The 25,482-nt window shown below is 69.0% G+C and carries 22 protein-coding genes and 1 tRNA gene; 18 read left to right on the forward strand and 5 right to left on the reverse strand.

Annotated features, from left to right (window positions below):
* Positions 1 to 228 precede the first annotated feature (228 nt).
* From SB816_RS28905 to SB816_RS28925, 5 genes are all read left to right on the forward strand, one after another.
* Positions 229 to 1,527: an imelysin family protein gene (locus SB816_RS28905; RefSeq protein WP_054503109.1), complete on the forward strand. Its 1,299-nt coding sequence runs from the start codon at positions 229 to 231 to the stop codon at positions 1,525 to 1,527.
* A complete protein-coding gene (locus SB816_RS28910) occupies positions 1,524 to 3,041 on the forward strand; it encodes a di-heme oxidoredictase family protein (RefSeq protein ID WP_175143261.1) in 1,518 nt (505 codons plus the stop codon). The genes SB816_RS28905 and SB816_RS28910 overlap by 4 nt, the downstream gene beginning before the upstream one ends.
* Positions 3,041 to 4,129, forward strand: a complete 1,089-nt coding sequence (locus SB816_RS28915; RefSeq protein ID WP_410547914.1) for an imelysin family protein — start codon at positions 3,041 to 3,043, stop codon at positions 4,127 to 4,129. The genes SB816_RS28910 and SB816_RS28915 overlap by 1 nt, the downstream gene beginning before the upstream one ends.
* A gap of 10 nt (positions 4,130 to 4,139) precedes the next feature.
* Positions 4,140 to 5,315 carry a DUF1513 domain-containing protein gene (locus SB816_RS28920; RefSeq protein WP_410547925.1) on the forward strand — a complete coding sequence of 392 codons (1,176 nt, stop codon included), beginning with the start codon at positions 4,140 to 4,142 and terminating at the stop codon, positions 5,313 to 5,315.
* 169 nt (positions 5,316 to 5,484) lie between these two features.
* Positions 5,485 to 6,333 carry a mechanosensitive ion channel family protein gene (locus SB816_RS28925; RefSeq protein ID WP_336235262.1) on the forward strand — a complete coding sequence of 283 codons (849 nt, stop codon included), beginning with the start codon at positions 5,485 to 5,487 and terminating at the stop codon, positions 6,331 to 6,333.
* 84 nt (positions 6,334 to 6,417) lie between these two features.
* Here SB816_RS28925 and SB816_RS28930 read toward each other — a convergent pair whose 3' ends face one another.
* Positions 6,418 to 7,179, reverse strand: coding sequence for an IclR family transcriptional regulator (locus SB816_RS28930; protein ID WP_054503105.1), 762 nt, complete (start codon positions 7,177 to 7,179; stop codon positions 6,418 to 6,420).
* A gap of 161 nt (positions 7,180 to 7,340) precedes the next feature.
* On the opposite strand from SB816_RS28930, the gene SB816_RS28935 reads away from it, so the two are divergent.
* The gene (locus SB816_RS28935) at positions 7,341 to 8,330 is read left to right on the forward strand and encodes a Bug family tripartite tricarboxylate transporter substrate binding protein (RefSeq protein WP_049072912.1); all 990 of its coding nucleotides are present in this window, start codon (positions 7,341 to 7,343) and stop codon (positions 8,328 to 8,330) included.
* A 69-nt stretch (positions 8,331 to 8,399) separates the two neighbouring features.
* On the opposite strand, the gene SB816_RS28940 is transcribed toward SB816_RS28935, so the two are convergent.
* The gene (locus SB816_RS28940; protein WP_144654703.1) at positions 8,400 to 9,191 is read right to left on the reverse strand and encodes an RNA methyltransferase; all 792 of its coding nucleotides are present in this window, start codon (positions 9,189 to 9,191) and stop codon (positions 8,400 to 8,402) included.
* A 119-nt stretch (positions 9,192 to 9,310) separates the two neighbouring features.
* On the opposite strand from SB816_RS28940, the gene SB816_RS28945 reads away from it, so the two are divergent.
* The 3 genes from SB816_RS28945 to SB816_RS28955 all read left to right on the forward strand — a co-directional run bounded on the left by SB816_RS28945 (position 9,311) and on the right by SB816_RS28955 (position 12,764).
* A complete protein-coding gene (locus tag SB816_RS28945; RefSeq protein ID WP_049072914.1) occupies positions 9,311 to 10,096 on the forward strand; it encodes an inositol monophosphatase family protein in 786 nt (261 codons plus the stop codon).
* 195 nt (positions 10,097 to 10,291) lie between these two features.
* Complete coding sequence (locus SB816_RS28950; protein ID WP_410547915.1) at positions 10,292 to 11,875, forward strand: TerC family protein; 1,584 nt, start codon at positions 10,292 to 10,294, stop codon at positions 11,873 to 11,875.
* A gap of 25 nt (positions 11,876 to 11,900) precedes the next feature.
* The gene (locus tag SB816_RS28955; RefSeq protein WP_054503102.1) at positions 11,901 to 12,764 is read left to right on the forward strand and encodes an undecaprenyl-diphosphate phosphatase; all 864 of its coding nucleotides are present in this window, start codon (positions 11,901 to 11,903) and stop codon (positions 12,762 to 12,764) included.
* A gap of 90 nt (positions 12,765 to 12,854) precedes the next feature.
* On the opposite strand, the gene SB816_RS28960 is transcribed toward SB816_RS28955, so the two are convergent.
* The 3 genes from SB816_RS28960 to SB816_RS28970 all read right to left on the reverse strand — a co-directional run bounded on the left by SB816_RS28960 (position 12,855) and on the right by SB816_RS28970 (position 14,945).
* Positions 12,855 to 13,628 (reverse strand): UDP-2,3-diacylglucosamine diphosphatase, encoded by a 774-nt coding sequence (locus SB816_RS28960; protein WP_054503101.1) that lies wholly within the window; start codon positions 13,626 to 13,628, stop codon positions 12,855 to 12,857.
* Positions 13,621 to 14,130 (reverse strand): peptidylprolyl isomerase, encoded by a 510-nt coding sequence (locus SB816_RS28965; RefSeq protein WP_026382011.1) that lies wholly within the window; start codon positions 14,128 to 14,130, stop codon positions 13,621 to 13,623. The genes SB816_RS28960 and SB816_RS28965 overlap by 8 nt, the downstream gene beginning before the upstream one ends.
* 131 nt (positions 14,131 to 14,261) lie before the next feature.
* Positions 14,262 to 14,945: a tetratricopeptide repeat protein gene (locus SB816_RS28970; protein ID WP_410547916.1), complete on the reverse strand. Its 684-nt coding sequence runs from the start codon at positions 14,943 to 14,945 to the stop codon at positions 14,262 to 14,264.
* Positions 14,946 to 15,231: 286 nt separating this feature from the next.
* On the opposite strand from SB816_RS28970, the gene cysS reads away from it, so the two are divergent.
* The 9 genes from cysS (at position 15,232) to SB816_RS29015 (ending at position 25,480) form a co-directional block, all read left to right on the forward strand.
* Complete coding sequence (gene cysS / locus SB816_RS28975; RefSeq protein ID WP_410547917.1) at positions 15,232 to 16,686, forward strand: cysteine--tRNA ligase; 1,455 nt, start codon at positions 15,232 to 15,234, stop codon at positions 16,684 to 16,686.
* Positions 16,687 to 16,706: 20 nt separating this feature from the next.
* Positions 16,707 to 17,351 carry a DNA-3-methyladenine glycosylase family protein gene (locus tag SB816_RS28980; RefSeq protein WP_054503300.1) on the forward strand — a complete coding sequence of 215 codons (645 nt, stop codon included), beginning with the start codon at positions 16,707 to 16,709 and terminating at the stop codon, positions 17,349 to 17,351.
* Positions 17,352 to 17,387: 36 nt separating this feature from the next.
* Complete coding sequence (locus tag SB816_RS28985; protein ID WP_024069860.1) at positions 17,388 to 18,353, forward strand: acetyl-CoA carboxylase carboxyltransferase subunit alpha; 966 nt, start codon at positions 17,388 to 17,390, stop codon at positions 18,351 to 18,353.
* A 142-nt stretch (positions 18,354 to 18,495) separates the two neighbouring features.
* On the forward strand, positions 18,496 to 19,494 hold the full coding sequence (tilS, locus tag SB816_RS28990) for a tRNA lysidine(34) synthetase TilS (RefSeq protein ID WP_410547926.1): 999 nt from the start codon (positions 18,496 to 18,498) through the stop codon (positions 19,492 to 19,494).
* Between the two features lie 214 nt (positions 19,495 to 19,708).
* Positions 19,709 to 20,974 (forward strand): aspartate kinase, encoded by a 1,266-nt coding sequence (locus SB816_RS28995; RefSeq protein ID WP_054431502.1) that lies wholly within the window; start codon positions 19,709 to 19,711, stop codon positions 20,972 to 20,974.
* Between the two features lie 88 nt (positions 20,975 to 21,062).
* Positions 21,063 to 21,155 (forward strand) — tRNA-Ser (locus SB816_RS29000).
* A 160-nt stretch (positions 21,156 to 21,315) separates the two neighbouring features.
* Complete coding sequence (locus SB816_RS29005; RefSeq protein ID WP_258955762.1) at positions 21,316 to 24,150, forward strand: ATP-binding protein; 2,835 nt, start codon at positions 21,316 to 21,318, stop codon at positions 24,148 to 24,150.
* Positions 24,147 to 24,641, forward strand: coding sequence for a response regulator (locus SB816_RS29010; protein ID WP_410547918.1), 495 nt, complete (start codon positions 24,147 to 24,149; stop codon positions 24,639 to 24,641). Before SB816_RS29005 ends, SB816_RS29010 begins: the two co-directional genes overlap by 4 nt.
* The gene (locus SB816_RS29015; protein ID WP_410547919.1) at positions 24,641 to 25,480 is read left to right on the forward strand and encodes an EAL domain-containing protein; all 840 of its coding nucleotides are present in this window, start codon (positions 24,641 to 24,643) and stop codon (positions 25,478 to 25,480) included. The genes SB816_RS29010 and SB816_RS29015 overlap by 1 nt, the downstream gene beginning before the upstream one ends.
* Positions 25,481 to 25,482 lie beyond the last annotated feature (2 nt).

Genomic DNA, 25,482 nt, shown 5'->3' on the forward strand with positions numbered 1-25,482 from the left:
GGCTTTTTTGCGTCCGTTCCGCGCGCGGCTGCCTGATGGCCGTTGCGGCCGCGAGGCCGGAAAGCGACGGGAAGGGGCGCGTTTTCATGCATTTTCGTTCGGAGAAATGTCAGCTATCTGACTTTGCGCTGAATAACAAACGAAAATTGTTTACACTCGCATCCACAAAATTCAAGTGTGGACCGGGTCGCCGCGGGGCGAATCCGGTCCGAGTTACGGGAGAAAGTGATGCGCAAGTTGTTGTTGGGGGCGGCGCTGGCCGTCGCGGCATTCGGGGGGGCGGCGCACGCCGCCACGCAGCCCAAGGCCGTGGTGACGAATTACTCGGACCTGGCGCTGGCCGGCTATGAAGACGCGCTCACTTCCGCCAAGGCGCTGCGCGAGGCCGTCAACACGCTGGTCGCCAAGCCCAGCGCGGACACGCTCAAGGCCGCCCGCCAGGCCTGGCTGGACGCGCGCGTGCCGTACCAGCAGACCGAGGCCTTCCGCTTCGGCAACCCGATCGTCGACGACTGGGAAGGGCGTGTGAACGCCTGGCCGCTGGATGAAGGCCTGATCGACTACGTCGACGCCTCCTACGGCACCGAGAACGACGAGAACGCCTATTACGCGGTCAACGTCATCGCCAATTCCAAGATCTCGGTGGGCGGCAAGACCGTCGATGTCAGCGAGATCACGCCCAAGCTGCTGTCCGAGGTGCTGCACGAGGCCGACGGCAACGAGGCCAACGTGGCCACCGGCTACCACGCCATCGAATTCCTGCTGTGGGGCCAGGACCTGAACGGCACCGGCCCGGCGCCGGCCGACCGCAAGGGCACGCCGCAGGAACGCCACGCGGGCAACCGTCCGCACACCGACTACGACGTCAAGCAGTGCACCGGCGGCAACTGCGAACGCCGCATCGCCTACCTGAAGGCCGTGACCGACCTGCTGGTGACCGATCTGGAAGAGATGGTCGGCAACTGGAAGAAGGACGGCGCCGCGCGCAAGGCCGTGGAAGAAGATCCCAAGGCCGGCCTGGTGGCGATGCTGACCGGCGTGGGCAGCCTGTCGTACGGCGAACTGGCCGGCGAGCGCATGAAGCTCGGCCTGATGCTGCACGATCCCGAGGAAGAGCATGACTGCTTCTCGGACAACACCCACAACTCGCACTTCTACAACCAGATCGGCATCCGCAACGTCTACCTGGGCGCGTACACCCGCGTCGATGGCAAGCAGGTGTCGGGCGCCAGCCTGTCGGAACTGGTCAAGGCGCGCGATCCCAAGCTGGACGCCGAAGTGCGCGCCAAGCTGGACGCCACCGTGGCCGCCATGCAGGCCATGAAGACCCGCGCCGAGACGGTCGAGACCTATGACCAGATGATCGCCGACGGCAACAAGGAGGGCAACGCCGTGGTGCAGGCCGCCATCGACCGCCTGGTCGACCAGACCCGCAGCCTGGAGCGCGTGATCGCGCTGCTGGACCTGGGCAAGGTCGCCATCGAAGGTTCCGACAGCCTGGACAAACCCGACGCCGTATTCAAGTGAAGCTCGTATTCGCCGCCGTACTGGCGGCGTCGGCCCATGCCGGCGCCGCCGCCGCTCCGACCGCGCCCGCCGGGCGCGACGACCTGAGCGCCGAGGACCTCAAGCGGGTCCTCGCCATCACCGCGCCGACCCGCGATTTCTCCAAGGCCGAGACCTTCGAGACCATGCAGGCGGGCGCCACCACCACCAACAAGCTCATCAACGCCGACATTTTTTCGCAGCCGTCGGCCAACATGAGCTTCGAGCGGCGCCAGGAATTCCAGGTCGGCAACGGCCTGTTCCGCAAGGACTGGGTCTCCGCGCCGGCCTCCACACAGGCCTCCGACGGCCTCGGCCCGCTGTTCAACGCGCGGTCCTGCCAGGCCTGTCATACCAAGGACGGGCGCGGCTCGGTGCCGGGCTTCGATCCGCTGGAGCGTCCCGACGCCGTGGCATTGCTGTTGCGCCTGGCGGTGCCCGAAGGCCCGGACCGCGGCCATCCGCGCCTGGCGCCGGGCGAGATCGCGCTGCTGCCCGAGCCCGTCTATGGCGTGCAGTTGCAGAACTTCGCGGTGGCCGGCCTGCCGGCCGAAGGCCGCATGGAAATCGAATACACCCCGGTCACCGTCAAGCTCAATGGCGGCGAGACCGCCACGCTGATGAAGCCGGCCTACCGCATCGACAACCTGGGCTACGGCCCGATGCGCAAGGACACGCAGATCTCGCCGCGGCTGGCGCCGCCGATGATCGGCCTGGGCCTGCTGGAATCGATCCACGAGGCCGACATCCTGGCCAACATCGGCGCCGACAAGCGCGACGGCATCGTCGGCAAGGCCAACTGGGTCACCGACGCGCGTACCGGCCAGCGCGCGCTGGGCCGCTTCAACCTGAAGGCCGGCCAGCCCACGGTGGAGCAGCAGAGCGCCGCCGCGTTTTCCAACGACATGGGGCTGTCGACGCCGCTGTTCCCCAACCACTACGGCGACTGTACGCCGGCGCAGCCCCAGTGCCTGAAGATGCCGCACGGCGCGCAGCCGCGCTTCGGGCCGGAGGAAGTGCCGGCCAAGCTGATGGACTTCGTCACCACCTACTCGACCAACCTGGCGGTGCCGCAGCGGCGCGACGCCGACGACGCCCGCGTGCTGGCCGGCAAGAAACTGTTCTACGAGGCCAACTGCGTGGCCTGCCACGTGCCCAAGTATGTCACCAGCCGCAACGCGAAACAGGCCGAGCATCGCTTCCAACTGATCTGGCCGTACACCGACATGCTGGTGCACGACATGGGCGATGACCTGGCCGACGGCGTGTCCGATGGTTCCGCCAACGGGCGCGAATGGCGCACCCCGCCGCTGTGGGGCATCGGCCTGACCAGGACCGTCAATCCCTCCGCCACCTGGCTGCACGACGGCCGCGCCCGCACGCTGCTGGAGGCGGTGCTGTGGCACGGCGGCGCGGGCCAGCCCGCGCGCGACCGCGTGGTGGCGATGACGCCCGAAGAACGCGCCGACCTGATCCGTTTCCTGGAGTCGCTGTGATGGCTATCCTTGTTGCACGCTGGCGCGCGCCGGCCCTGGTCGCCGCGCTGGCGCTGGCCTGGCCGCTGGCCGCCGGCGCCGAATTGCCCGCCGACCTGGGCGAGCGCCTGGCGCACGGCTATGCGCGGCCGGCCGCCGCCGGCATGGTCGCCGCCGCGACCGATCTGGACGGCGCGCTGGGCCAGTGGTGCGGCAAGCCGGATGCGGCCGGCGCCAAGCGGGTCGAAGCGGCTTTTGCCGACCTGGCCCTGGCGTGGGCGCGCCTCGAACCGCTGCGCTTCGGGCCGTTGGTTCAGGCCAACCGCTACGAGCGCCTGGCGTTCTGGCCCGACACGCGCGGCGTGATGCCGCGCCAGGTGCAGGCCGTGATCGCCGCGCAGGATGCCGACCTGCTCAAGCCGGGCGCGCTGGCCGGCCGCAGCGTCGCGGTGCAGGGGCTGCCGGCATTGGAATTCGTGCTGTATGGAGAGCCGGCGCTGCTGGCGCAGCAAGGCGCGCCCACGTTTGCCTACGCTTGTGGCTACGCCCGGGCCGTGTCGGCCAACGTCGCCGCGATCTCGCGCGACGTGGCGCAGGCGTGGGATGCCAAGGCCGACTTCGGCCGCCAGTTCGCGCAGCCGCGGGCGGGCAATGATCTCTACCGTGATCCGCAGGAAGTGGCGGCCGAAGCCATGAAGGCGCTGTCCACCGGCCTGCAGTTCGCGCGCGACGTGAAGCTGCTGCCGGTGCTGGGCGATTCGGCCGACGGCGCCCGGCCCCGGCGCGCCGCGTTCTGGCGCAGCGGGCTGTCGACGCGCACGCTGGTCGCCGGCCTGGAGGGCCTGGCGGCGTTCTATCAGGCGGGCGGCTATGCCTTGCCCAAGGGCGAGGACTGGATGGCGGGCGCGGTGCTGGCCGAAGTGGGCAACGCGGCGCGCGCGCTGCGCGAGGCGCCGGCGCCGCTGGAGCGGGCGCTGGGCGATGCCGAAGGGCGCCGCCTGCTGGGCCTGGCGGCGTTGACCCTGAAGAACGCCAAGGCCATCGTCGACCAGGACCTGGCGCCGGCGCTGGGCGTGACCATCGGCTTCAATGCGCTCGATGGCGACTGAGCACGACCGCATGCTGACCGGCATTGCGCGCGATGTGCGGGCCGGCAACGCGCCGGCGCGCCCCGCGCGGCGCGATTTCCTGGCCTGGGGCGCGGGCGGCGCGCTGGGTGCGGCTCTCGGGTGGCCGCGCCCAGCGCCGGCCGCCCCCGGCGACGAGTCGCAGGCGCGCTATCTGGCGGCGCGGCAGCGCGGCGGTCGCGACGAGACGGTGGTGCTCGATGGCGCCGGACAGGACCGGCACGTGGTGCCGATGCCCGCGCGCGGCCACAGTTTCGCGATCGACGCGCCCGCCGAACGCGCCGTGGTGTTCGGCCGCCAGCCGGGCTTCTTCGCGCTGGCGTTCGACCTGCGCGGCGCCCGCCCGCCGCTCGAACTGCCCTTGCCGGAAGACCGCCATTTCTTCGGCCACGGCGCCTATTTCGACGGCGGCCGGCTGTTGGCCGCGACCGAGAACGATTTCGACGGCGGCCGTGGCGTGCTCGGCATCTACGATGCCACGCCGGGCGGCGGCTACCGCCGCATCGGCGAATACGACAGCGGCGGCATCGGGCCGCACGAGGTGCTGTTGATGCCCGACGGCAAGACGCTGTGCGTGGCCAACGGCGGCATCCTGACCCATCCGGACTACGGCAAGCTCGAACTGAACCTGGACACCATGCGGCCGTCGCTGGCTTACCTGGACGCGGCCAGCGGCGCGCTGCTGGAGCGGGTCGAACTGGCGCCTGACCTGCATCGACTGTCGATTCGCCATCTCGCGCTGGCGGGCGATGGCAGCGTCTGGTTCGGCTGCCAATACATGGGACCGGCCGGCGACCGTCCGGCGCTGGTGGGGCGCCACCGGCGCGGCGCGCAGCCGGTGCTGTTCAGCGGGCCGGCGGATACGTTGCGCGAGATGCGCAACTACATCGGCTCGGTGGCGGCGGACGCGGCCGGCGCGGTGATCGCCACGTCCAGCCCGGTGGGCGGGCGGGTGCTGTACTGGGATGCGGCCAGCGGCCGCTGCCTGGGCGAGACCCGCCTGGCCGATGGCTGCGGCGTGGCGCCGGCGACGGACGCGGGCTTTCTGGTCAGCAGCGGCCTGGGCGCCATGGTGCGCACCGACGCGGCGGGCGGCGAGCGGCCGGTGCTGGCGCCGTCGCGCGAGCGTTCCTGGGACAATCATTTCCGCAAGGTCGCGGCCGCTTGAGGCGGCCCGCGCCGCGCCCCCCGGGGCGATGCGGCGCATGCGATGGCCTGCCACGGCGCGCAGGATGCCTTACAAAGCTTGACATACCGGCCCCCCGTCGCGGCCCTTTCCGCAAGGCGCATCTGATAAAGTTTTCGGCTGTCTTTTTTTGCAAGAAGGAGCGACAACGATGGAAGACGCGTTGAAGGAATTCAATGCCTGGGCCCCCAGGCTGGTGGACCTGGGCATCAATCTGCTCGTGGCCTTGCTGATCCTGGTCATCGGCTGGTGGGTCTCGGCCTTGCTGGGCCGCTGGGTGCGGCGCATCGCCACGCGTTCGAGCAAGATCGATCCGACCATCGTGCCGATGTTCTACAGCACCGTGGTCTGGACGGTGCGCATCTTCACGTTGATCGCGGTGCTGGCGCGTTTCGGGGTGCAGACCGCCAGCCTGATCGCGGTGCTGGGCGCCGCCGGCCTGGCCGTGGGCCTGGCGCTGCAGGGCACGCTGCAGAACATCGCGGCCGGCATCATGCTGCTGATCCTGCGGCCGGTGCGCGCCGGCGAATACGTCGGCCTGAGCACGGGCGCGGAAGGCACGGTCGAAGAGGTCGGCCTGTTCCTGACGCGGCTGGTCCAGGTCGACGGCATCCACCTGACGCTGCCCAACAGCACGGTGTGGAACGCCACCATCACCAACTACAGCCGCAACAAGACGCGCCGCCTGGATATCCCGGTGCCGGTGCGCTATGGCGATGACCTGAACGCGGTGCTGGCGAAGCTGCAGGACATCGTCGCGTCCAATCCGAACGCGCTGAAGGATCCGCAGCCGCTGGTGAAGGTGGTGGACTACAAGGAAAGCGGCGTGGTCGTGAACGTGCGCGTGTGGGCCGAGGCGGCCAAGTACTGGGACCTGCGCTGGGGCCTGTACCAGGACATCCGCCTGTCGCTGGAGGCCGCGGGCTTCCAGGCGCCGATCCCGCTGCGCGAGATCCAGAACTCCAAGGCCAGCGAGCCCAAGGCAGGCGCCGCTGTCTGAGCGTACGGTCGCCAATGAAAAAGGGCGTCCCGGCCGATGGCGGGACGCCCTTTTTCATGGCGCGGCGCGAGCCGCGTGCCGGGCTCAGGCCTGGACCGCGAGGCGCGCCAGTTCGGCCTTGATCCAGCCGGCGATCTCGCGCTGGCGCTGGGCCGGCATGCGGTCGATGATGGCCGTCACGCTGACCGCAAGCAGCGGCGCGCCGTGGTTGTCGAGCAGGGCGCAGCCCACGCCCAGCGCGCCGCGCACGGCGTGGTTGCCCACCACCGAATAGCCGCGCGCGCGGGTGTTCTCGATCAGTCGGAACATTTCCTGCGGCGTCATGCCGCCGTATTCGTCGAGCCGGCTGGAGTTGCGCTCGACGATGCCGCGGGCGACGTCGTCGGACAGCGCCGCCAGCAGCGCCATGCCGCCCGAGCCCACGCCCAGCGGTTGGCGCTTGCCGGCGTAGGTCGCGAGGATCTGCACCGGGTAACTGCCGATCTCGCGATGCAGACTGATGGAATCGTCCTCGTCGCGCACCACCAGGAACACCGCGTCGCCGGTGCGGTCGGCCAGGCGCCGCAGCACCGGCAGCAACTGGCGCACGCGCGGATCGCGCGAACGGGTGTCGGGGTCCACCGCCAACTGGGCGCGGTATTTCTTGGTGCCCGTCACCGGCAGCACCAGGCCCGCGTCGAGCAGGGCGGCCAGCAGCCGGTAGATGGTGGGGCGCTGAATGCCCGTCAGGCGGGCAATATCGGTCACGCTGAGGCCATCAGGCCCCTGGTCCCGCAGGGCGGCCAGAACGGCCAGCCCGCGCCGCAATGTGCGTGGGCCTGCGGCCGCGGCATCGCTGTCTTGCATGCAACTCTCTGAAAACTTGGGGGTTATTGCGTCTTGGTCAAGGGAAAACCATAGTCCGTACCGTGGACTCTACCTTGATGCTCCGCTCGTGTATAGATCAGAATGCAGCATCCAATAATTCAAATCGTCCATTTAATGGACAGTATCAGCACGGAGACTATATGATGACCGGTCAAAAGCCTGGACTGCGGCGTCTTGCCGCCACGCTACTGGCTACCGCCGCAAGCGCTTTCGCCATGGGTTCCGCCCAGGCCGCCTATCCCGATAAACCTGTCCGCATCGTGGTCGGCTTCTCCGCCGGCGGCACCACCGATGTGATCGCCCGCATCATGGCCAAGGAACTCACCGAGAGCCTGGGCCAGTCGTTCGTGGTCGAGAACAAGCCGGGCGCCGGCAGCAACATCGCCACCGACCAGGTGCAACGCGCCGCGCCTGACGGCTACACGCTGCTGTTCGTGGCCGTCACCAGCGCCATCAACCAGACGCTGTACAAGAACGTCACGTTCGACCTGACGAAGGACTTCACTCCCGTGGCGCTGGGCGCCAAGGTGCCGAACATCCTGGTGGTCAACCCGCAGGTGCCGGTCAAGACGGTGCAGGAACTGGTCGATTACGCCAAGAAGAACCCGGGCAAGCTGGCGTTCGCCTCGTCGGGCAGCGGCACCTCGATCCACATGGCAGGCGAGCTGTTCAAGATGCAGGCCGGCATCGACGTGCTGCACGTGCCCTACAAGGGCAGCGCGCCGGCCATCACCGACCTGATCGGCGGCCAGGTGCAGTTCATGTTCGACAACATGCCGTCGGCCTGGCCGCACGCCCAGTCGGGCAAGCTGCGCGCCCTGGCGGTGACCACCGCCGAGCGTTCCAAGAGCGCGCCGGACCTGCCCACCATGAAGGAAGCGGGCTTCGCCAACTTCGACGTGTCGTCGTGGTTCGGCCTGATCGCGCCGGCCGGCACGCCGCCCGAGGTGGTCAACAAGCTCAACGCCGCCATGGTCAAGGCGCTGGACAAGCCCGACGTGCAACTGGCTTTCGAAAAGCTGGGCGCCGTGGGCGTCAAGACCACGCCGGCCGAATTCGGCCAGTTCATCAAGTCGGAAGTGGAAGGCTGGGCGCCGGTGGTCAAGGCGTCGGGCGCCAAGGTCGACTGATCGCGCGCTTCGTGCCGCGGCGGGTCAACCGCCGGCGGCCGATGACAGGGGACGGGCCGATGTCCGTCCCTATTTTTTTGCGTCGCCGTCGCGGCGGGCCGTGGCCAGCATGGCGGTGCAGACCCCGCGCATCATGTCCACCTCGTCGCGGGTCAGGGCGACGCGAGAAAAAAGGTGCCGCATACGCGGCAGCAGCTTCTTGGGATGGGCCGGGTCCAGGAACCGCACGCCCACCAGCGCCTCTTCCCAGTGCGCCAGGAAGGCCTGCACCGCCTCGCCCGAGGCCGGCTCGGCGCCGCGCGAGGGCGCCTGCGCGGTCGAGGCCGGCAGCAACGGGGCGCCCTGGTCCACCAGCAGCGCGTAGCGCAGCTCCCAGGCCGCCAGTTGCAGCGCCTGGGCGACGTTCAGCGAGCTGTACTCGGGGTTGGCCGGAATGTGGCAGATGCGGTGGCACAGTCCGATCTGGTCATTGGTGAGACCGGCGCGCTCGGTGCCCAGCACGACGGCGGTACAGCCCTCGGCGGTTTCGGCCAGGTGGGCGCAGGCCAGGTCGGCGGCCTGGCGGATGTCGCAGGGCGGGGGGCCGAGGTCACGCACCCGGGCGGTCAGGGCGAACGCCAGCGTCACGGGCGCCAGCGCCTCTTCCAGGGTATCGTAGATGCGCGCGTTTTCCAGCACGTCCAGGGCGCCGCTGGCCAGGGCCACGGCCTCCGGCTGGCTGGTGACATCGGCGAATTTGGGGCCCACCAGTACCAGTTCGGAGAAGCCCATGGTCTTGATCGCGCGGGCCGCCGAACCGACGTTTCCGGGGTGGCTGGGGTTCACCATGATGAAGCGAACGCGTGAAAATGCTTGAGTCATTTAAAATGGCACGTTTGGCTTAGTGCCTTCCTGGTTTTTTGAGCCGGTTTCCCCCTGTCGGGGGCGGCGGATCCGGGGGGGTGGCTAGCGGCCTACCCACCGCATACGTACGGAATTTTATGCACCCGATGCTCAACATCGCCATCAAGGCGGCCCGGCGTGCCGGCACCATCATCAACCGTGCCAGCATGGATTTGGAACGACTCAGCGTGGCTCGCAAGGGGCCGCGCGATTATGTCACGGAAGTCGATCGCGCCGCCGAGGAGTCCATCGTCGAGACGCTGCGCGCCGCCTATCCGGACCATGCCGTCCTGGGCGAGGAATTCGGCTTGCAGGGCCCCGACCAGGCCGAATTCCAGTGGATCATCGATCCGCTGGACGGCACCACGAACTTCATCCACGGCCTGCCCAATTACGCCGTGTCGATCGCGCTGACCCAGCGCGGCCAGGTCACGCAGGCGGTCATCTATGATCCCTCGCGCAATGAACTGTTCACCGCCAGCCGTGGCAGCGGCACCTTCCTGAACGACCGCCGCGTGCGCGTCTCGGGCCGCACCCGCTACCACGAGGCCCTGCTGGGCGCGCACTGGCCCAACTCGGGCGACCTGGAACAAGGCTCGCAGCGTTTCCGCGCCATGGCCGAAGGCAGCACCGGCGTGCGCCGCCTGGGCGCCACCGTGCTGGACCTGGCCTATGTCGCCTGCGGCCGCCTGGACGGCTTCTGCGGCGTGGGTCTGAAGCCCTGGGACCTGGCGGCCGGCAGCCTGATGGTGCTGGAAGCCGGCGGCCTGGTCGCCGATTTCGACGGCGAGCAGGGCTGGATGGATTCCGGCAACGTGCTGGCCGCCAGCCCGAAGATCTTCACGCAGATGCTGTCGGCGCTGAACCCGACGCCGGCCGCCTGACGCCGCGGGCGCGTCCCGACGCATTCCCGAAGCCGGCCCATGTGGCCGGCTTTTTTTTGTCGCGCGCGCCGTTGCGCATCCCCGCGCGGCGCACGCCTCGGCACAGTTCCGTAAGCCATCCGCGCGACCCCTGTCACCGGCGTGTCACGCGTTTTCCGGGTACGATTACCGGTCGTGTAACTTCTGGAGCTCCTGATGGAGTGGCTGCTGGACCCCGCTGCGTGGGTCGGCTTGCTTACCCTGGTCGTCCTTGAGATCGTCCTGGGAATCGATAACCTGATTTTCATCGCCATCCTGGCGGACAAGCTGCCGCCGTCGCAACGCGACCGCGCGCGCATCCTTGGCCTGAGCCTGGCGCTTGTCATGCGGCTTGGCCTGCTGTCGGTCATGTCGTGGCTGGTCACCCTGACCACCCCCCTGTTTTCGATCGGACCGCTGTCGCCCTCGGGGCGCGACCTGATCCTCATGGCCGGCGGCTTCTTCCTGCTGTTCAAGGGCACCATGGAGCTGCACGAGCGGCTCGAAGGCGGGCAGCATGGCGGCTCCTCGGGACCGCGTGTGTACGCCAGCTTCTGGGTCATCGTGACGCAGATCGTGGTGCTGGACGCGGTGTTCTCGCTGGACTCGGTCATCACCGCGGTCGGCATGGTGGACCACCTGGCCATCATGATGATCGCCGTGGTCATCGCCATCGGCATCATGCTGCTGGCCTCCAAGCCGCTGACGGGCTTCGTCAACGCGCATCCGACGGTGGTGGTGCTGTGCCTGGGCTTCCTGCTCATGATCGGCTTCTCGCTGCTGGCCGAGGCCTTCGGCTTCAAGGTGCCCAAGGGCTACCTGTACGCCGCCATCGGCTTCTCGGTGGCGATCGAGGCCCTGAACCAGGTGGCGCGCCGCAACCTGCTCAAGCTGGACGCGCGCCGGCCCATGCGCGAACGCACCGCCTCGGCGGTGCTGCGCATGCTGGGCAAGCGCCCGCCGGCCGACGAGCCCGACCTGCCCAGCGCCGACGGTCCCGCCATCCCGGCCTTCGGCGTCGAGGAGCGCAACATGGTCAGCGGCGTGCTGACGCTGGCCGAGCGCTCGATCCGCTCGATCATGACGCCGCGCACCGACGTGTCGTGGATCAACATCGACGACGACCCCGACACCATCCGCCGCCAGATCACCGAGGCGCCGCACAGTTTCTTCCCGGTCTGCCGCGGCTCGCTCGACGAGGTGCTGGGCATCGCCCGCGCCAAGGACCTGGTGGCCGACCTGATCACCGAGGGCCGGGTGCGCCGCAACCGCCTGCGCGACCCGATCATCGTGCACGAGGCCATCGGCATCCTGCGCCTGATGGACACCCTCAAGCGCTCGCGCGGCCAACTGGTGCTGGTGGCCGACGAGTTCGGCGCCATCGAGGGCCTGGTGACGCCGATCGACGTGTTCGAGGCGATCGCCGGCGAATTCCCCGACGAGGACGAACTGCCCGACATCGTCGCCGACGGCCCCAACACCTGGAAGATCGACGGCGCGGCCGACCTGCACCACGTCGAGCAGGTGCTCGAAACCGAAGGCCTGGTCGACGAGGCGCAAGACTTCTCCACCCTGGCCGGCTACCTGCTGTCGCGCTTTGGCCACCTGCCCAAGCCGGGCGACGTCTGCGAATACGAATTCCACCACGACCATTTCCGCTTCGAGGTGCTGGAAATGGACGGCCGCCGCATTGCCCTGGTGCGCGTCGAGAAACGCTCCCCCGAGCCGCTGGACGAAGACGCCGCGCTGACCAACGACTAGATGCCTTCAAGGAACCCTTGCCATCGTGACTGATACCACGCTCTATCTCATCAAGGCCTTCATCCTCGGCATCGTCGAGGGGCTGACCGAGTTCATCCCGGTGTCCAGCACCGGCCACCTGATCCTGATCGGCGACTGGCTCAACTTCGAATCCAGCCAGGGCAAGGTGTTCGAGGTGGTGATCCAACTGGGCTCGATCCTGGCGGTGATGTGGATTTTCCGCGCGCGGCTGCTGCGGTTGATCCGCGGCACCCTCACCGGCGTGGCGAGCGAGGTGGCGTTCACCCGCAACCTGCTGATCGCCTTCCTGCCGGCGGCGGTCATCGGCGCCATCTTCATCAAGTCCATCAAGCAGGTGTTCTACCACCCCGGCGTGGTGGTGGTGACGCTGGTGCTGGGCGGCCTGATCATGCTGTACGTGGAACGCCGCACCCGCCACACCCCCGGCGACGCGCCGGGCGCGGCCGACGATACCGCCTCGGATGAGCGCGCCACCGCCCATACCCTGGAACAGATCACCTGGAAGCAGGCGCTGGGCGTGGGCGTGGCGCAATGCCTGGCCATGATTCCCGGTACCTCGCGTTCCGGCGCCACCATCATCGGCGGCATGATCGCCGGCATCCAGCGCAAGACGGCCACCGAGTTCTCGTTCTTCCTGGCCATGCCGACCATGCTGGGCGCGGCCGTGTACGACATGTACAAGAACATGGACCTGTTGACGCAGCACGACCTGTCCGGCATCGCCGTGGGCTTCGTGGCGGCCTTCCTGAGCGCCATCGTGGTGGTGCGGGCGGTGCTGCGCTTCGTGGCCAACCACACCTATCGCGTGTTCGCCTGGTACCGGATCGTGTTCGGCGCCATCGTGGCGGCCTGGATCTTCACCCGCTGAGATCCGCGCCGCGCCAACGCGACGGGCAAAAAGAAAGGGCCGCGCATGACGCGGCCCTTTGCTTTCGGGCGGACAGGACGGGCGCGCCGCCTATTCGGCCGTTTCCAGGTCGTAGAACTGCAGGCCGTCGCGGTCGATGACCAACCAGCCGCCGCGCGGCGGCGAGACGTGGTCGCAGTCCCAGTCCGGCAGCACCCAGCGCTCGCGCTTGACGCCGTCGACCTCCAGCACGTGGCGGGCGGGGCGGTGCGTGTGGCCGTGCACCATCAGCTTGACGCCATGGTCGCGGAAGGCCTGCGCCACGGCCCCGGCGTTGACGTCCATGATCTCCATGGACTTGCCCTGGTTGGCCATCTGGCTTTCGCCACGCGCCTGCTGCGCCATCGCCAGGCGCTCGGGGATGGTCTTGGCCAGGAATTCAGCCTGCCACCGCGGGTTGCGCACCATCTGGCGGAACTGCTGGTAGGCGGCATCGTCGGTACAGAACTCGTCGCCGTGGGTCAGCAGGATGTCGCCGTAGTCGGTCTGCAGCAGCGCAGGCTCGGGCAGCAGCTTGGCGCCCACCGCGGCGGCCAGTTCCTCGCCGATCAGGAAGTCGCGGTTGCCGCGGCCGAGCCACACCGGAATCCGGCCGGCCGTGGCGCGCAGCGCCGTCAGCGCCGTGGCGAGCCACGGCGGCGCGGCGCGGATCACGTCGTCGCCGATCCAGGCGTCGAAGATGTCGCCCGGCAGCAGCAGGGCGGCGGCTTCTTCCTCGGCCGCCTGCAGGAAGGCCAGGAAGGCCTCCGCCGTGGCCGGCGTGGCCGGCCCCAGGTGCAGGTCGGAGGCCAGCCAGACCGGGCCGGACAGGGCGATCTTATTCAAGAACTTCGGCCTTCTCGATGATCACGTCTTCGTTCGGCACGTTCTGGTGGAAGCCCTTGTTGCCGGTCTTCACGCCCTTGATCTTGTCGACCACGTCGGTGCCTTCGGTGACGCTGCCGAACACGGCGTAGCCCCAACCGTTGGGCGTGGGCGCGGTGAAGTTCAGGAAGTCGTTGTTCGAGACGTTGATGAAGAACTGCGCGGTGGCCGAGTGCGGGTCGCTGGTGCGGGCCATCGCCAGGGTGTACTTGTCGTTCTTCAGGCCGTTGTTGGCCTCGTTCTCGATCGGGGCGTGGGTCTGCTTCTGCTTCATGCCGGGCTCGAAGCCGCCGCCCTGGATCATGAAGCCATCGATCACGCGATGGAACACCGTGCCGTTGTAAAAGCCTTCCTTGACGTAGGTCAGGAAGTTCTCGACGGTCTTGGGCGCCTTGGCGGCGTCCAGGGTGATGACCATGTCGCCTTGGTTGGTGTGAAGCTTGACGCGGGGATTGGTGCTCATGGCTTTTGTGCCTTCAGAGGTGGAGTTGGAGGGGGCGGCCGCGGGCGCGGCGCTGACGAGCGCCGGGGCAAATGCCAGCGCGAACGAGCACGCCGTCAGGCGCAGCAGGTGAAGAGGGGAGTAACGGGACGTCATTTGCGTTGCTTATCCTTCAGCATGGTTTCGACTTCGCGGGCCTTGTCCTGCATGCCGGGCACGCCTTCCTTGGCGGCCTGCCTGTAGGTGCGCAGGGCCTGCAGCAGTTGCAGGTCGCCCAGGTTGGCGCGCGCGGCGGCGTAGCCCGGGTCGGCGCGCAGGGCCATTTGCAGGGCGTCCTGCGCTTTTTCAAGTTCGCCCCGGCTGGCATATAGAGCCGCCAGGTTGTTCCAGGGTTCCGGCAGCTCGGGAAAGCGGGTCGTCATCTCGGTGTAGATGTCGATGGCCTCGGCCTTGCGGTCGAGCGCGGCCAGGGCGCGCGCATGCTGGAACATCAGTTGCACGTCGGTGCCGCGCTGGTCCTTGATCTCGGCTTCGCGCTTTTCGATCATCGCCAGCGCTTCGGCGTTGTCGCCGCGGTTCAGCAGGCGTTCGATGTGGGTGGTGATCTGCGAGGCGGACGGCTGCAGCCGGGTGTCCACGCTGGGCTGCATCGACTTGAGCACGTTCGACAGGCCGTCCCAGCCGCCCTCGGGCGGAATCGGGTCCAGGGTGGTGCGATTGGCATTCGGGTTCTCGCCCGATCCGCCGGCCATGGATTGGGCATGGGCGCCGGCCAGCGGCGAGCCGGCCAGGGCCAGGGCGAGCAGGGTGACGCAAAAACGCGGCTTGATAGTCACGTGGGCATCCGTTAAAAGTCGTGGCCGGCCGGCGCTGACGCGCGCGGCCGGGCCGCTTGCTATACTTGACGACCGCCATTTTAGCCTCGGTTGGGTTTTTGGCTCGACAATGGGTGAATTCGGTGGGTAAGGCCGGTAGGTGAAGCCGGTGGGCACGCAGACTGGATGACGCGAACCCGGGCATCGCCCGAACCACCCGGCCGGACGGCAAGCCTCGAAGGTATCGTCCTTCGGGCGCAACGATTTCCGCGGCCGCCACGGAAAGAACAGGACCATCACAAGCGCCATGCTGCAAATCTACAACACGTTATCGCGTACCAAAGAACCGTTCAAACCGGCCCAGGCCGGCCAGGTGCGCATGTACGTGTGTGGCATGACCGTGTACGACTTCTGCCACCTGGGCCACGCCCGCATGCTGGTGTCCTTCGACGTGGTGCAGCGCTGGCTGCGCGCCAGCGGCCTGGCGGTCGACTACGTGCGCAACATCACCGACATCGACGACAAGATCATCCGCCGCGCGGTCGAGACCGGTCGCCGCATCGGCGAGGTCACCGAGTTCTACATCGACGCCATGCACGCCGACGAGCGCGCGCTGGGCGTGGCTTCGCCCGACCGCGAGCCGCGCGCCACCCAGTACGTGGGCGAGATGCTGGACATCATCGGCAAGCTCGAACAGAAGGGCCTGGCCTACCAGGCCGATGACGGCGACGTGAACTACGCCGTGCGCGGTTTCGAGGGCTACGGCAAGCTGTCCGGCAAGACCCTGGACGACCTGCGGGCCGGCGAGCGCGTGGCGGTGGGCTCGGCCAAGCGCGACCCGCTCGACTTCGTGCTGTGGAAGTCCGCCAAGGAAGAAGAACCGGCCGACACCAAGTGGGAATCGCCCTATGGCCTGGGCCGGCCGGGCTGGCACATCGAGTGCTCGGCCATGAGCAAGTCGCTGCTCGGCCTGCCGCTGGACATCCATGGCGGCGGCCCCGACCTGAAATTCCCGCACCACGAGAACGAGATCGCCCAGACCGAGGGCGCCTTCGGCGGCACGCTGGCCAACATCTGGATGCACTGCGGCCCGCTGATGGTCGATTCGGACAAGATGTCCAAGTCGCTCGGCAACTTCCGCACCATCCGCCAGACCATCGCCCAGGGCGAGCCGGCCGCCGACACGGCCGACTACCGCGTCAACCCGCGTGAAGCGGAAATGGTGCGCTTCTTCATCGTGCGCAACCACTACCGCAGTCCGCAGAACTACACGCCGGACAACCTGGTCGACGCCCAGAACGCGCTCGACCGCTTGTACCAGGCGCTGCAGAACGTGCCGGCGGACCACCAGGGCATCGACTGGAACGAGCCGCAGGCGCAGGCCTTCAAGGCCGCCATGGACGACGATTTCAACAGTTCGGGCGCGGTCGCGGCCCTGTTCGAGCTGGCCTCCGAGGCCAACCGCGGCAAGAGCGCGCGCAGCGCCGGCCAGCTCAAGGCCCTGGGCGGCCTGCTGGGCCTGCTGCAACAGGACCCGGCGACGTATTTCCAGTCGTCCACCCGCTATTCGGCCGCCGGCATGGAGCAGGGCGCGCGCGCCGAACTCGACGCCGCCGCCATCCAGGCCCTGATCGACGCCCGCGCCGCCGCCAAGGCCGCGCGCGACTTCGCCCAGGCCGACCGCATCCGCGCCGAGTTGCGCGAAGCCGGCATCGAGCTCGATGACAAGCCGGGCGGCCTGACGCAGTGGCGTCGGGCGTGAACCCCCTGGATACGCCCGCCATGTCCATCGCAGATACCGAGATTCCCAAGCCGGATTATTGGGAAGCCGCCGTCGCCCACCTGATGCGGCGCGACCGCATCCTGAAAAAGATCATTCCCCAGCACCCCGAGGTCTGGCTGACGTCGCGCGGCACGCCGTTCGTGACGCTGGCCCGGGCCATCATCGGGCAGCAGGTCTCTGCCAAGGCGGCCGACGCCGTCTGGGACAAGTTCCTGGAAGCCGCCGGCAAGCGTCCCACGCCGGTGGCGGTGTTGCGCGTGGGCCTGGAAGGCCTGCGCGCGGCCGGCCTGTCGCAGCGCAAGGCCGAGTACGTGCTGGATCTGGCGGTGCATTTCGGCGAACGCCGGGTGCACCCCGAGAAATGGGCGGCCATGGACGACGAGGCCGTCATTTCGGAATTGACCGCCATCCGCGGCATCGGACGCTGGACGGCGGAGATGTTTTTGATTTTCAATCTGCAGCGGCCCGATGTCCTGCCGCTGGATGATCCTGGGTTGCTCAAGGCAATCTCGCTACACTATTTCAGCGGCGAGCCTGTCTCGCGCTTCGAGGCTCGTGAAGTCTCGCTGGCGTGGCAACCCTGGCGTACCGTGGCAACCTGGTATCTGTGGCGCAGTCTGGAACCGACGCCGGTCCAATACTGACGCAATCCAGGTCGCCCATCTACGGAACCACACTACATGCGCAATACATTTCTGGAATTTGAACAGCCGCTCGCCGAGCTTGAGAACAAGATCGAGCAGCTGCGCTATGTGCAGGCCGATTCGGCGGTGGACATCTCCGACGAGATCGGACGTCTGCAGCAGAAGAGCCAGTCGCTGGCCAAGGAGATCTACGCCAAGCTCACGCCCTGGCAGACGGCGCTGGTCGCCCGCCACCCCCAGCGCCCCTACACGCTGGACTACGTGCGCGAGATCTTCACCGACTTCCACGAACTGCACGGCGACCGCATGTACGCCGACGACCAGTCCATCGTGGGCGGCCTGGCGCGCTTCAACGGCACGCCCTGCATGGTGATCGGCCACCAGAAGGGCCGCGACACCAAGGAACGCGCCGCGCGCAACTTCGGCATGCCGCGTCCGGAAGGCTACCGCAAGGCCCTGCGCCTGATGCGCCTGGCCGAGAAGTTCGGCATTCCCGTGTTCACCTTCGTCGACACCCCGGGCGCCTATCCCGGCATCGGCGCCGAGGAACGCGGCCAGTCCGAAGCCATCGGCCACAACCTGTACGCCATGGCCGAACTGAAGGTGCCCGTGATCGTCACCATCATCGGCGAAGGCGGCTCGGGCGGCGCGCTGGCGATCGCCGTGGGCAACGCCGTGCTGATGCTGCAGTACGCGACCTACGCGGTGATTTCGCCCGAAGGCTGCGCCTCGATCCTGTGGCGCAGCGCCGACAAGGCGCCCGAGGCCGCCGAGGCGCTCGCCATCATCGCCCCGCGCCTGAAGGACCTGGGCCTGGTCGACCGCGTCATCAATGAACCCGTGGGCGGCGCGCACCGCGACCCGCGCGTCATGGCGCGCCTGCTGCGCCGCGCGCTCGGCGACGCCCTGCGCCAGTTGCAGGGCATGACGCCCGAGCAACTGGTGGAACAGCGGGTGCAACGCCTGCTGTCCTACGGCGCCTTCCAGGAAGTGCGCGCCTGAGCGAAGCGCGCGCGCCGGCCTTGGCCGGCGCCGCGGCCGCTTCCGGCCCGCGCCCGCCGCCATGACTTCCCGCCCCGCGTCCGACTCGACTGCCGCGGGGACCCCTTTCCCCCATCCCGTCTCGCCCGACCTGATCGCGGCCCTGCGCCGCGCCCTGCAAGCCCTGCCGCGGCCGCCCGGGCGGTTCGCCGTGGCTGTCAGCGGCGGCGCCGACTCGGCCATGCTGGCGGTCCATGCCGCCGCCGTGGCGCGGGAACTGGGCGCCGGCGTGGCGCTGCTGCACGTGCATCACGGCCTGCAGGCCGCCGCCGACGGCTGGCGCGATCAGGTCCAGGCCCTGGCCGGTCTGCTGGAACTGCCGCTGCGCCAGGCCCGCGTCGAGGTCGACGCGGCCGGCGGCAAGGGCATCGAGGCCGCCGCGCGCGACGCCCGCTATGCCGCGCTGGCGCGGCTGGCGGACGAGGAGGGCATCGGCCTGGTCCTGCTGGCGCACCACCGCAACGACCAGGCCGAGACCGTGCTGCTGCGCCTGCTGCGCGGCACCGGGCTGGCCGGTATGGCGGCCATGGCGCCGCTCACATCGCGTGACGGCCTGACCTATCTGCGGCCGTGGCTGGAGGAGGATCGGGCGACGATCCTGGTGGCTGCGCGGCAGTTTGCCGACGCCACCGGCTGGCACGCGGTGCAGGACCCGACCAACGCCGATCCGCGCTACACCCGCGCCGCGCTGCGCGAATTGCTGGCGCCGGTGCTGGATGCGCGCTGGCCCGGCTGGCGCGCCATCGTCGCGCGCCACGCCCGGCACATGGCCGAGGCGGGCGAGATCCTGGACGAGGTGGCGCGCGAGGATTTCGCCGCGCTGGAGCCGGGCGCGGACGGCGCCAGCTTCTCGCTGGCGGCCTGGCGGCGGCTGTCGCCGGCGCGCCAGGCGCACGTGCTGCGCCACTGGATGGCGCAACAGGGCGCCCGCATGCCGACCGAGGCGCGCCTGAACGACCTGCTGCGCCAACTGCGCGGCCTGCACAGCCTGGGGCACGACCGCCAGTTGCGGGTCGAACAGGCCGGCCACGTGGTGCGCTGCCATCGCGGGCGGGTGTGGATCGAGCCGCGCCCGGATCCGCAGACGCCGGCGTCACGCTAGCGCAAAAGGGGGGCGCCCGGTACCCGGAGGCGCCGCGCGCAGGGAAATCCGCGGCTGGCGCCGTCGAATTCTGGCCAGAACGACATTTTTCCGGAAAAAACGACCGTTCCCTGGAAAGAAAATTCCATGGCCTGCGCAAATTTTTACCGTCGGGATAGAATATGAGGTTTTGCCCGTCAACACTCTTGCGGCGGGTTCCCAGCCAGAGTACGAGATGTCCCTGATCGTTCATAAATATGGCGGTACTTCGATGGGCTCGGTCGAGCGCATCAGGAACGTGGCGCGACGCGTCGCGAAGTGGCACGCTGCCGGCCACCAGGTTGTCGTGGTGCCGTCGGCCATGGCAGGCGAAACCAATCGCCTGCTGGGCCTGGCGCGCGAGATTACGCCCCAACCCGACGCGCGCGAGCTCGACATGATCGCCGCCACCGGCGAGCAGGCCAGCAGCGGCCTGTTGGCCATCGCGCTGCAGGCCGAAGGCGTCGCCGCCCGCAGCTACGCGGGCTGGCAGGTGCCGGTGCGCACCGATTCGTCGTTCACCAAGGCCCGCATCACCTCGATCGACGACGCCCGCATCCGCGGCGACCTCGACGCCGGCCGCGTGGTCATCGTCACCGGCTTCCAGGGCGTGGACCCTGACGGCCACATCACCACCCTGGGCCGCGGCGGCTCCGACACCTCGGCCGTGGCCGTGGCGGCGGCGCTCAAGGCCGATGAATGCCTGATCTACACCGATGTGGATGGCGTCTACACGACCGATCCGCGGGTGGTGCCCGAAGCGCGCCGCATGGCCGTCGTTTCCTTCGAGGAAATGCTGGAAATGGCCTCGCTGGGCTCCAAGGTCCTGCAGATCCGCTCGGTCGAATTCGCCGGCAAATACCGTGTGCCGACGCGGGTGCTGTCCTCGCTGACCGACCCGCTCATCCCGCTCGACGAAGAAATGCGTTCGGGCACGCTGATTACTTTTGAGGAAGACGAAAAAATGGAAGCCGCCGTTGTCTCCGGCATCGCCTTCAGCCGCGACGAAGCCAAAATCACCCTGTTGGGCGTGCCCGACAAGCCCGGCATCGCCTTCTCGATCCTGGGCCCTGTCGCCGCCGCCAACATCGACGTCGACATGATCGTGCAGAACCAGTCCGTGGCTGGCACGACCGATTTCTCGTTCACCGTGAACCGCAACGAGTTCGCGCGCGCCGTCGACCTGCTCAAGCGCGAAGTCATCCCCGCCGTGGGCGCGCGTGAACTGTCTACCGATGAAAAGGTCGCCAAGGTCTCGATCGTCGGCATCGGCATGCGCTCGCACGTTGGCGTGGCCAGCCTGATGTTCCAGACGCTTTCGCAGGAAAGCATCAACATCCAGATGATCAGCACCAGCGAGATCAAGACCTCGGTCATCATCGACGACAAGTACATGGAACTGGGCGTGCGCGCGCTGCACAAGGCCTTCGGCCTGGACCAGGCGCCCGCCGCCAAGGCCTGAGCGACGCGGGTCCGGCACGGTTTTTTTCACGCCCGCGGCATTGCGCGGGCAACAGTGTAAAAAGTCGTGCTAGAATCTCGTTCTCTTCGGAGATGTGCCCGAGAGGCTGAAGGGGCTCCCCTGCTAAGGGAGTATGTGGCTAAAAACTGCATCGTGGGTTCGAATCCCACCATCTCCGCCAGATTTCCAGCCTGGCATGCCAGGCTGGCAAGAAACCCGCAGAACGCAAGTTCTGCGGGTTTTTTCTTTGCGCGCGCGTCGTCGCGCGGCGGGCCGGCGCCACGTCGGCTTTAAGAAAATTCTTGGTTTGGGCGGTAGGACGGAATTCTATGATCGGCGGCATGATCGTAGCCCCCCGCACCCGGGAAGCCCCGACCGCGGCGGCGCCGGGGCTGTCCATGCTTTTACTGCACCTGTTCGCCGTCGCGCTCGCGGCCTGCATCCTGGTGGGGACCGCGCTGTACGCCTACGGGGCGTTCACCGCCGAGGTCTCGAAGTACCGCCGCCGCATGAATGCTGGCGCCTACAACGCCCAGTTGTATTTCGACCAGCGCGAGGCGCTGCTGCGTTCCGTCGCGGCTTCAACTGTGCGCAACAGCCGCCGCCTGCCGCTGTCGCAGATGCCGCAGACGCTCGGTCCCTCCGGCCAGGTCACGGTGGCGCCGCTGGCCGATGCCGGCGGCGCCTTTGACTGGGCGTTGATCCTCACGCCGCGCGATCGCGTCAACGTGGCGCAACTGCGCGCCCACATCGTCTACGTCTCGCCGTCCGGCGGCGCGGCCGCCCGCCTGGCGATGCCGGCAGATGGCGGCGTCACGCCGATGTCCGGCGACACCGCCCGATGGCTGGCGCAGGCGCTGCGGCTGCGCAGCGCGCGGCCGGGGCCGGACGGCCGCACGCCGATCGTCTGGCTGCGGCCGCCGATGGATCCGGCCAATCGCCTGTTCCTCTACACGCCGGCCGATGTCGCGGGCGAGGACCGCACCTGGATCGGGCTCGAGGTGGGCGGCCTGGGGGCGGTGCTCGACCCGGTGGAGTGCGCCAGCGGAGGGGCCAGCTACGCGCTGTATGACGGCGACGGCGCCATGGCCCTGCATGGCGGCAAGCTGCCGCCGCGGGTCGAGGAGACGCCGGCCTACCTGTCGCGCGATTCGTTCCGCCTGCGCGGGGCGAGCTGGTGGCCGCAGACGCTGGTCCTGGTCAAATCGGTGGGCGAGGCGGGCTGGCGGCTGGCCTATTACGTGCCGATCAGCGACCTGATCGAGGATGGCGCGCCGGCGTTCGAGGCGGCCGCCGGCGTGGCGCTGGCGCTGCTGGCGGCGGTGCTGCTGGCGGTACGCCATCTGCGCCTTCGGCTGGTGCGGCCGGCGCAGCGGCAATACGCGGCGCTGCTGGACAGCGTGGCGCTCAACCGCAAGATCGTCGAGGTGGCGCCGGTCGGCCTGTGCCTGCTGCGGCGCGCCGATGGCGCGGTGCTTCTGTCGAACGCCGCGGCCCGTCAATGGCTGGGCGAGCGCGACCACTGGCGCGAGACGCTGCTGCGGGCGGGCGCCGAGACCGGCGGCGAGGAATGCACGCTGGAGAACGGCCGCAGCGCCTACGTGGCGTTCGCCGCCACCACCTATCAATCCGAAGACGTCGTGCTGTGCGGCATCAGCGACATCACGGCGCAGAAGAAGGTCGAGCACGCGCTGCGCCAGGCCAAGCTGGCCACCGACCAGGCCAGCGCCTCGAAGGCGATGTTCTTTGCCGCCATCAGCCACGAAATCCGCACGCCCCTCTACGGCATTCTCGGCACGCTCGAGCTGCTGGCCATGAGCGGCCTGAGCGCGCCGCAGCGACAGTACCTGGACACGATCCAGCAGTCGTCGTCGACGCTGCTGCGCACCGTCAACGGCACGCTGGACCTGTCGCGCATCGAGGCCGGCCGCGAGGAGCTGGAGATCGGCGCGTTCTCGCCGGCCGAGCTGGTGGAACAGGTGGTGGCCAATTACGCGGCGCGGGCCGCCGCCAAGGGGTTGACCCTGTATGGCCTGAGCGAGGTCGGCATGCCGATGACGGTGCGCGGCGACGCGGTGCGCATCCAGCAGATCCTCAACAATCTGGTCAGCAACGCGGTCAAGTTCACCGAGGCGGGCCGCGTGGTGCTGCGCGCCTGCGCCGCCGGCGCCCGCGAGCCGGGGCAGGTCCGGCTGCGGTTTCAGGTGGCGGACACCGGCCCGGGTATCCGCGAGGACCACCGCGCGCGGCTGTTCGAGCCGTACTTCCGGATCCCCGCGGGGCAGGGGGGCGACAGCGGCGGCACCGGCCTGGGGCTGACGATCTGCCGGCGCCTGTCGGATCTGATGGGCGGCGCGCTGTCGGTGGTCAGCGAGGAAGGGCTGGGCACCAGCATCGCGTTCTGCCTGACGCTGGCGGCGGACGAGCCGGTCGGCGCCGCGCCGGTCGCGCTGGCGCCGCGGCCGGTGTATGTCGATGGCGCGGTGCCCGAAGTGGTCGACAACGTACGCGGCTGGCTGAGCGCGTGCGGCGCGGCCGCGCTGCCGTACCGCCAGGCGGGCGACGCCGCCGGGTCGGCGGATGCGGTGCTGGTGCGGACCTGGCCGCCGTCCGCGCCGGCGCCGCAGTGGCGGCAACGGCAGGTCACGGTGTGGGCGCCCGGGGCGAGCCAGGACGCCTTCATGGCCGACGCGGCCGAAGGCGTGGCGAGCGCGTCCGACCCCGCCAGCATCTGCCGCGCCGTGCGCATGGCGCAGGACGGAGTCGAGCCCGGCGCGTCCGGCGTGGCGGGGGCTGCGTCGCGGTCGCTGGACCTGCGGGTGCTGCTGGTCGAGGACAACGCGATCAATCAGCGGGTGCTGCGCGAGCAGCTCGAATACCTGGGCTGCGTGGTGACGCTGGCCAGCCAGGGCGACGAAGCCTTGCGGCAATGGCGCGCGCAGCCGTTCGACCTGGTGCTGACCGACCTGAGCATGCCCGTGTCCGACGGCTACCAATTGGCGCGGGCGCTGCGCGACGCGGGCCACGCCGGACCGATCATCGGTCTGACGTCGGGCTCGAGCGCCGAGATCGTGCAGCGCGGCCTGGCCGCGGGCATGGATCAGGTGCTGGGCAAGCCATTGCCCTTCCTGGTGCTGGCGCAGACCCTGCACGGGATCGCGAAGGATCCGACATGACTTCGCCGGCCGTCTGCCGGGCGCTGGTCCTGGACGATCATCCGCTGCAGTGCCTGTCGCTGCGCGACCTGCTGCGACAGGCCGGCGTCGGTCTCGTCGATACCGCCGAGACCGCCGCCGCCGCGCTCGAATGCCTGCGCGTCGCGCGCTACGATCTGGTGCTGACCGACATCCGCATGCCCGGCATGGACGGCGCGCAGTTCATCCGCGAGCTGGCCGGGCTGGCGCGGCCGCCGATGCTGGCGGTCGTCACGGGCTGCGGGCGCGCGCTGGCCAACAGCATCGGGTTGATGGCCAGCGAAATCGGGCTGCCGCTGCTTGGCGTCTTCGTCAAACCCGTCACGGCCGAACAGGTCCGCGGCCTGGTGGCGCAGTGGCGCGCCCGCGTCTCGGCGCGGGCGGCGGGGCGGCCCGCTGGCGCGCCCGCGTCTCGGCGCGGGCGGCGGGGCGGCCCGCTGGCGCGGGCTACGCGCCGTCGCGCGGCGACGTGATGGCGGCCTTGCGCGCGGGCGACATACAGGCCTGGTTCCAGCCCAAGCAGTCGCTGGCGTCCGGCGCCATCGCGGGGGCCGAGGCGCTGGCGCGCTGGCGCCATCGCGACCAGGGCCTGCTGCTGCCTGGCGCGTTCCTGCCGACGGTGCGCCGCCACGGCCTGGAGCACGAACTGCTGATCCGCATGCTCGACGACAGCCTCGCGGCCATCAGCGCCTGGCGTCGCGCCGGCTTCCGCATCCCGGTCTCGGTCAACCTGCCGGTGCGCCTGCTGGACCGGCCGCGGCTGCCCGAGGAATTGTGCGCGCGGGTCGCGCGCCGGGGCCTGGCGGCCGAGGACATCACCTTCGAACTGCTGGAAGACGACATGACGGTGGCGCCGGGCAATTATCATATGGGGGCCAGCCGGCTGCGGCTGCAGGGCTTCGGCCTGGCCCAGGACGACTTCGGCAAGGGCTACAGCTCGCTCTACAGCCTGATCTCGACGCCTTTCACCGAATTGAAGATCGATCGCGCCTTCGTCCACGGCGCCCCCGAAGACGAGTCCCGCGCGGCCGCATTGCTGTCCGCGGCGCAGCTTGGACGGCGATTGGGGCTGCGGGTCACCGCCGAGGGCGTCGAGACCGAGGCAGCGCGGCAATTCCTGCGGCGCATCGGCTGCGATTATGCGCAGGGCTTCCTGATCTCGCCCGCGGCGGACCCGGCGGCGTTCCAGGCGCTGCTGGGCGCGCCGCCCTTTTCCAATCACCCGATTCCACCCGTGAATCCCCGCGACCCGCGTGAGCCGGTCGGCGCCGCGCGCATGGCGCGGCGCCGGCCTGGCGCGCGCGGGCAATGACG

Origin of the sequence: Achromobacter sp. SIMBA_011 (genome assembly GCF_046535435.1) — a bacterium.
Taxonomy (GTDB): domain Bacteria; phylum Pseudomonadota; class Gammaproteobacteria; order Burkholderiales; family Burkholderiaceae_B; genus Achromobacter; species Achromobacter dolens.

What these genes read in the sequence shown, in the direction of transcription:
- SB816_RS28905 (WP_054503109.1), top strand. Translation starts at nt 229, where the DNA reads ATGCGCAAGTTGTTGTTGGGGGCGGCGCTGGCCGTCGCGGCATTCGGG.
- SB816_RS28915 (WP_410547914.1), top strand. Translation starts at nt 3,041, where the DNA reads ATGGCTATCCTTGTTGCACGCTGGCGCGCGCCGGCCCTGGTCGCCGCG.
- SB816_RS28920 (WP_410547925.1), top strand. Translation starts at nt 4,140, where the DNA reads ATGCTGACCGGCATTGCGCGCGATGTGCGGGCCGGCAACGCGCCGGCG.
- SB816_RS28925 (WP_336235262.1), top strand. Translation starts at nt 5,485, where the DNA reads ATGGAAGACGCGTTGAAGGAATTCAATGCCTGGGCCCCCAGGCTGGTG.
- SB816_RS28930 (WP_054503105.1), bottom strand. Translation starts at nt 7,179, where the DNA reads ATGCAAGACAGCGATGCCGCGGCCGCAGGCCCACGCACATTGCGGCGC.
- SB816_RS28935 (WP_049072912.1), top strand. Translation starts at nt 7,341, where the DNA reads ATGATGACCGGTCAAAAGCCTGGACTGCGGCGTCTTGCCGCCACGCTA.
- SB816_RS28940 (WP_144654703.1), bottom strand. Translation starts at nt 9,191, where the DNA reads ATGACTCAAGCATTTTCACGCGTTCGCTTCATCATGGTGAACCCCAGC.
- SB816_RS28945 (WP_049072914.1), top strand. Translation starts at nt 9,311, where the DNA reads ATGCACCCGATGCTCAACATCGCCATCAAGGCGGCCCGGCGTGCCGGC.
- SB816_RS28950 (WP_410547915.1), top strand. Translation starts at nt 10,292, where the DNA reads ATGGAGTGGCTGCTGGACCCCGCTGCGTGGGTCGGCTTGCTTACCCTG.
- SB816_RS28965 (WP_026382011.1), bottom strand. Translation starts at nt 14,130, where the DNA reads ATGAGCACCAATCCCCGCGTCAAGCTTCACACCAACCAAGGCGACATG.
- cysS (WP_410547917.1), top strand. Translation starts at nt 15,232, where the DNA reads ATGCTGCAAATCTACAACACGTTATCGCGTACCAAAGAACCGTTCAAA.
- SB816_RS28980 (WP_054503300.1), top strand. Translation starts at nt 16,707, where the DNA reads ATGTCCATCGCAGATACCGAGATTCCCAAGCCGGATTATTGGGAAGCC.
- SB816_RS28985 (WP_024069860.1), top strand. Translation starts at nt 17,388, where the DNA reads ATGCGCAATACATTTCTGGAATTTGAACAGCCGCTCGCCGAGCTTGAG.
- SB816_RS28995 (WP_054431502.1), top strand. Translation starts at nt 19,709, where the DNA reads ATGTCCCTGATCGTTCATAAATATGGCGGTACTTCGATGGGCTCGGTC.
- SB816_RS29005 (WP_258955762.1), top strand. Translation starts at nt 21,316, where the DNA reads ATGATCGTAGCCCCCCGCACCCGGGAAGCCCCGACCGCGGCGGCGCCG.
- SB816_RS29010 (WP_410547918.1), top strand. Translation starts at nt 24,147, where the DNA reads ATGACTTCGCCGGCCGTCTGCCGGGCGCTGGTCCTGGACGATCATCCG.
- SB816_RS29015 (WP_410547919.1), top strand. Translation starts at nt 24,641, where the DNA reads ATGGCGGCCTTGCGCGCGGGCGACATACAGGCCTGGTTCCAGCCCAAG.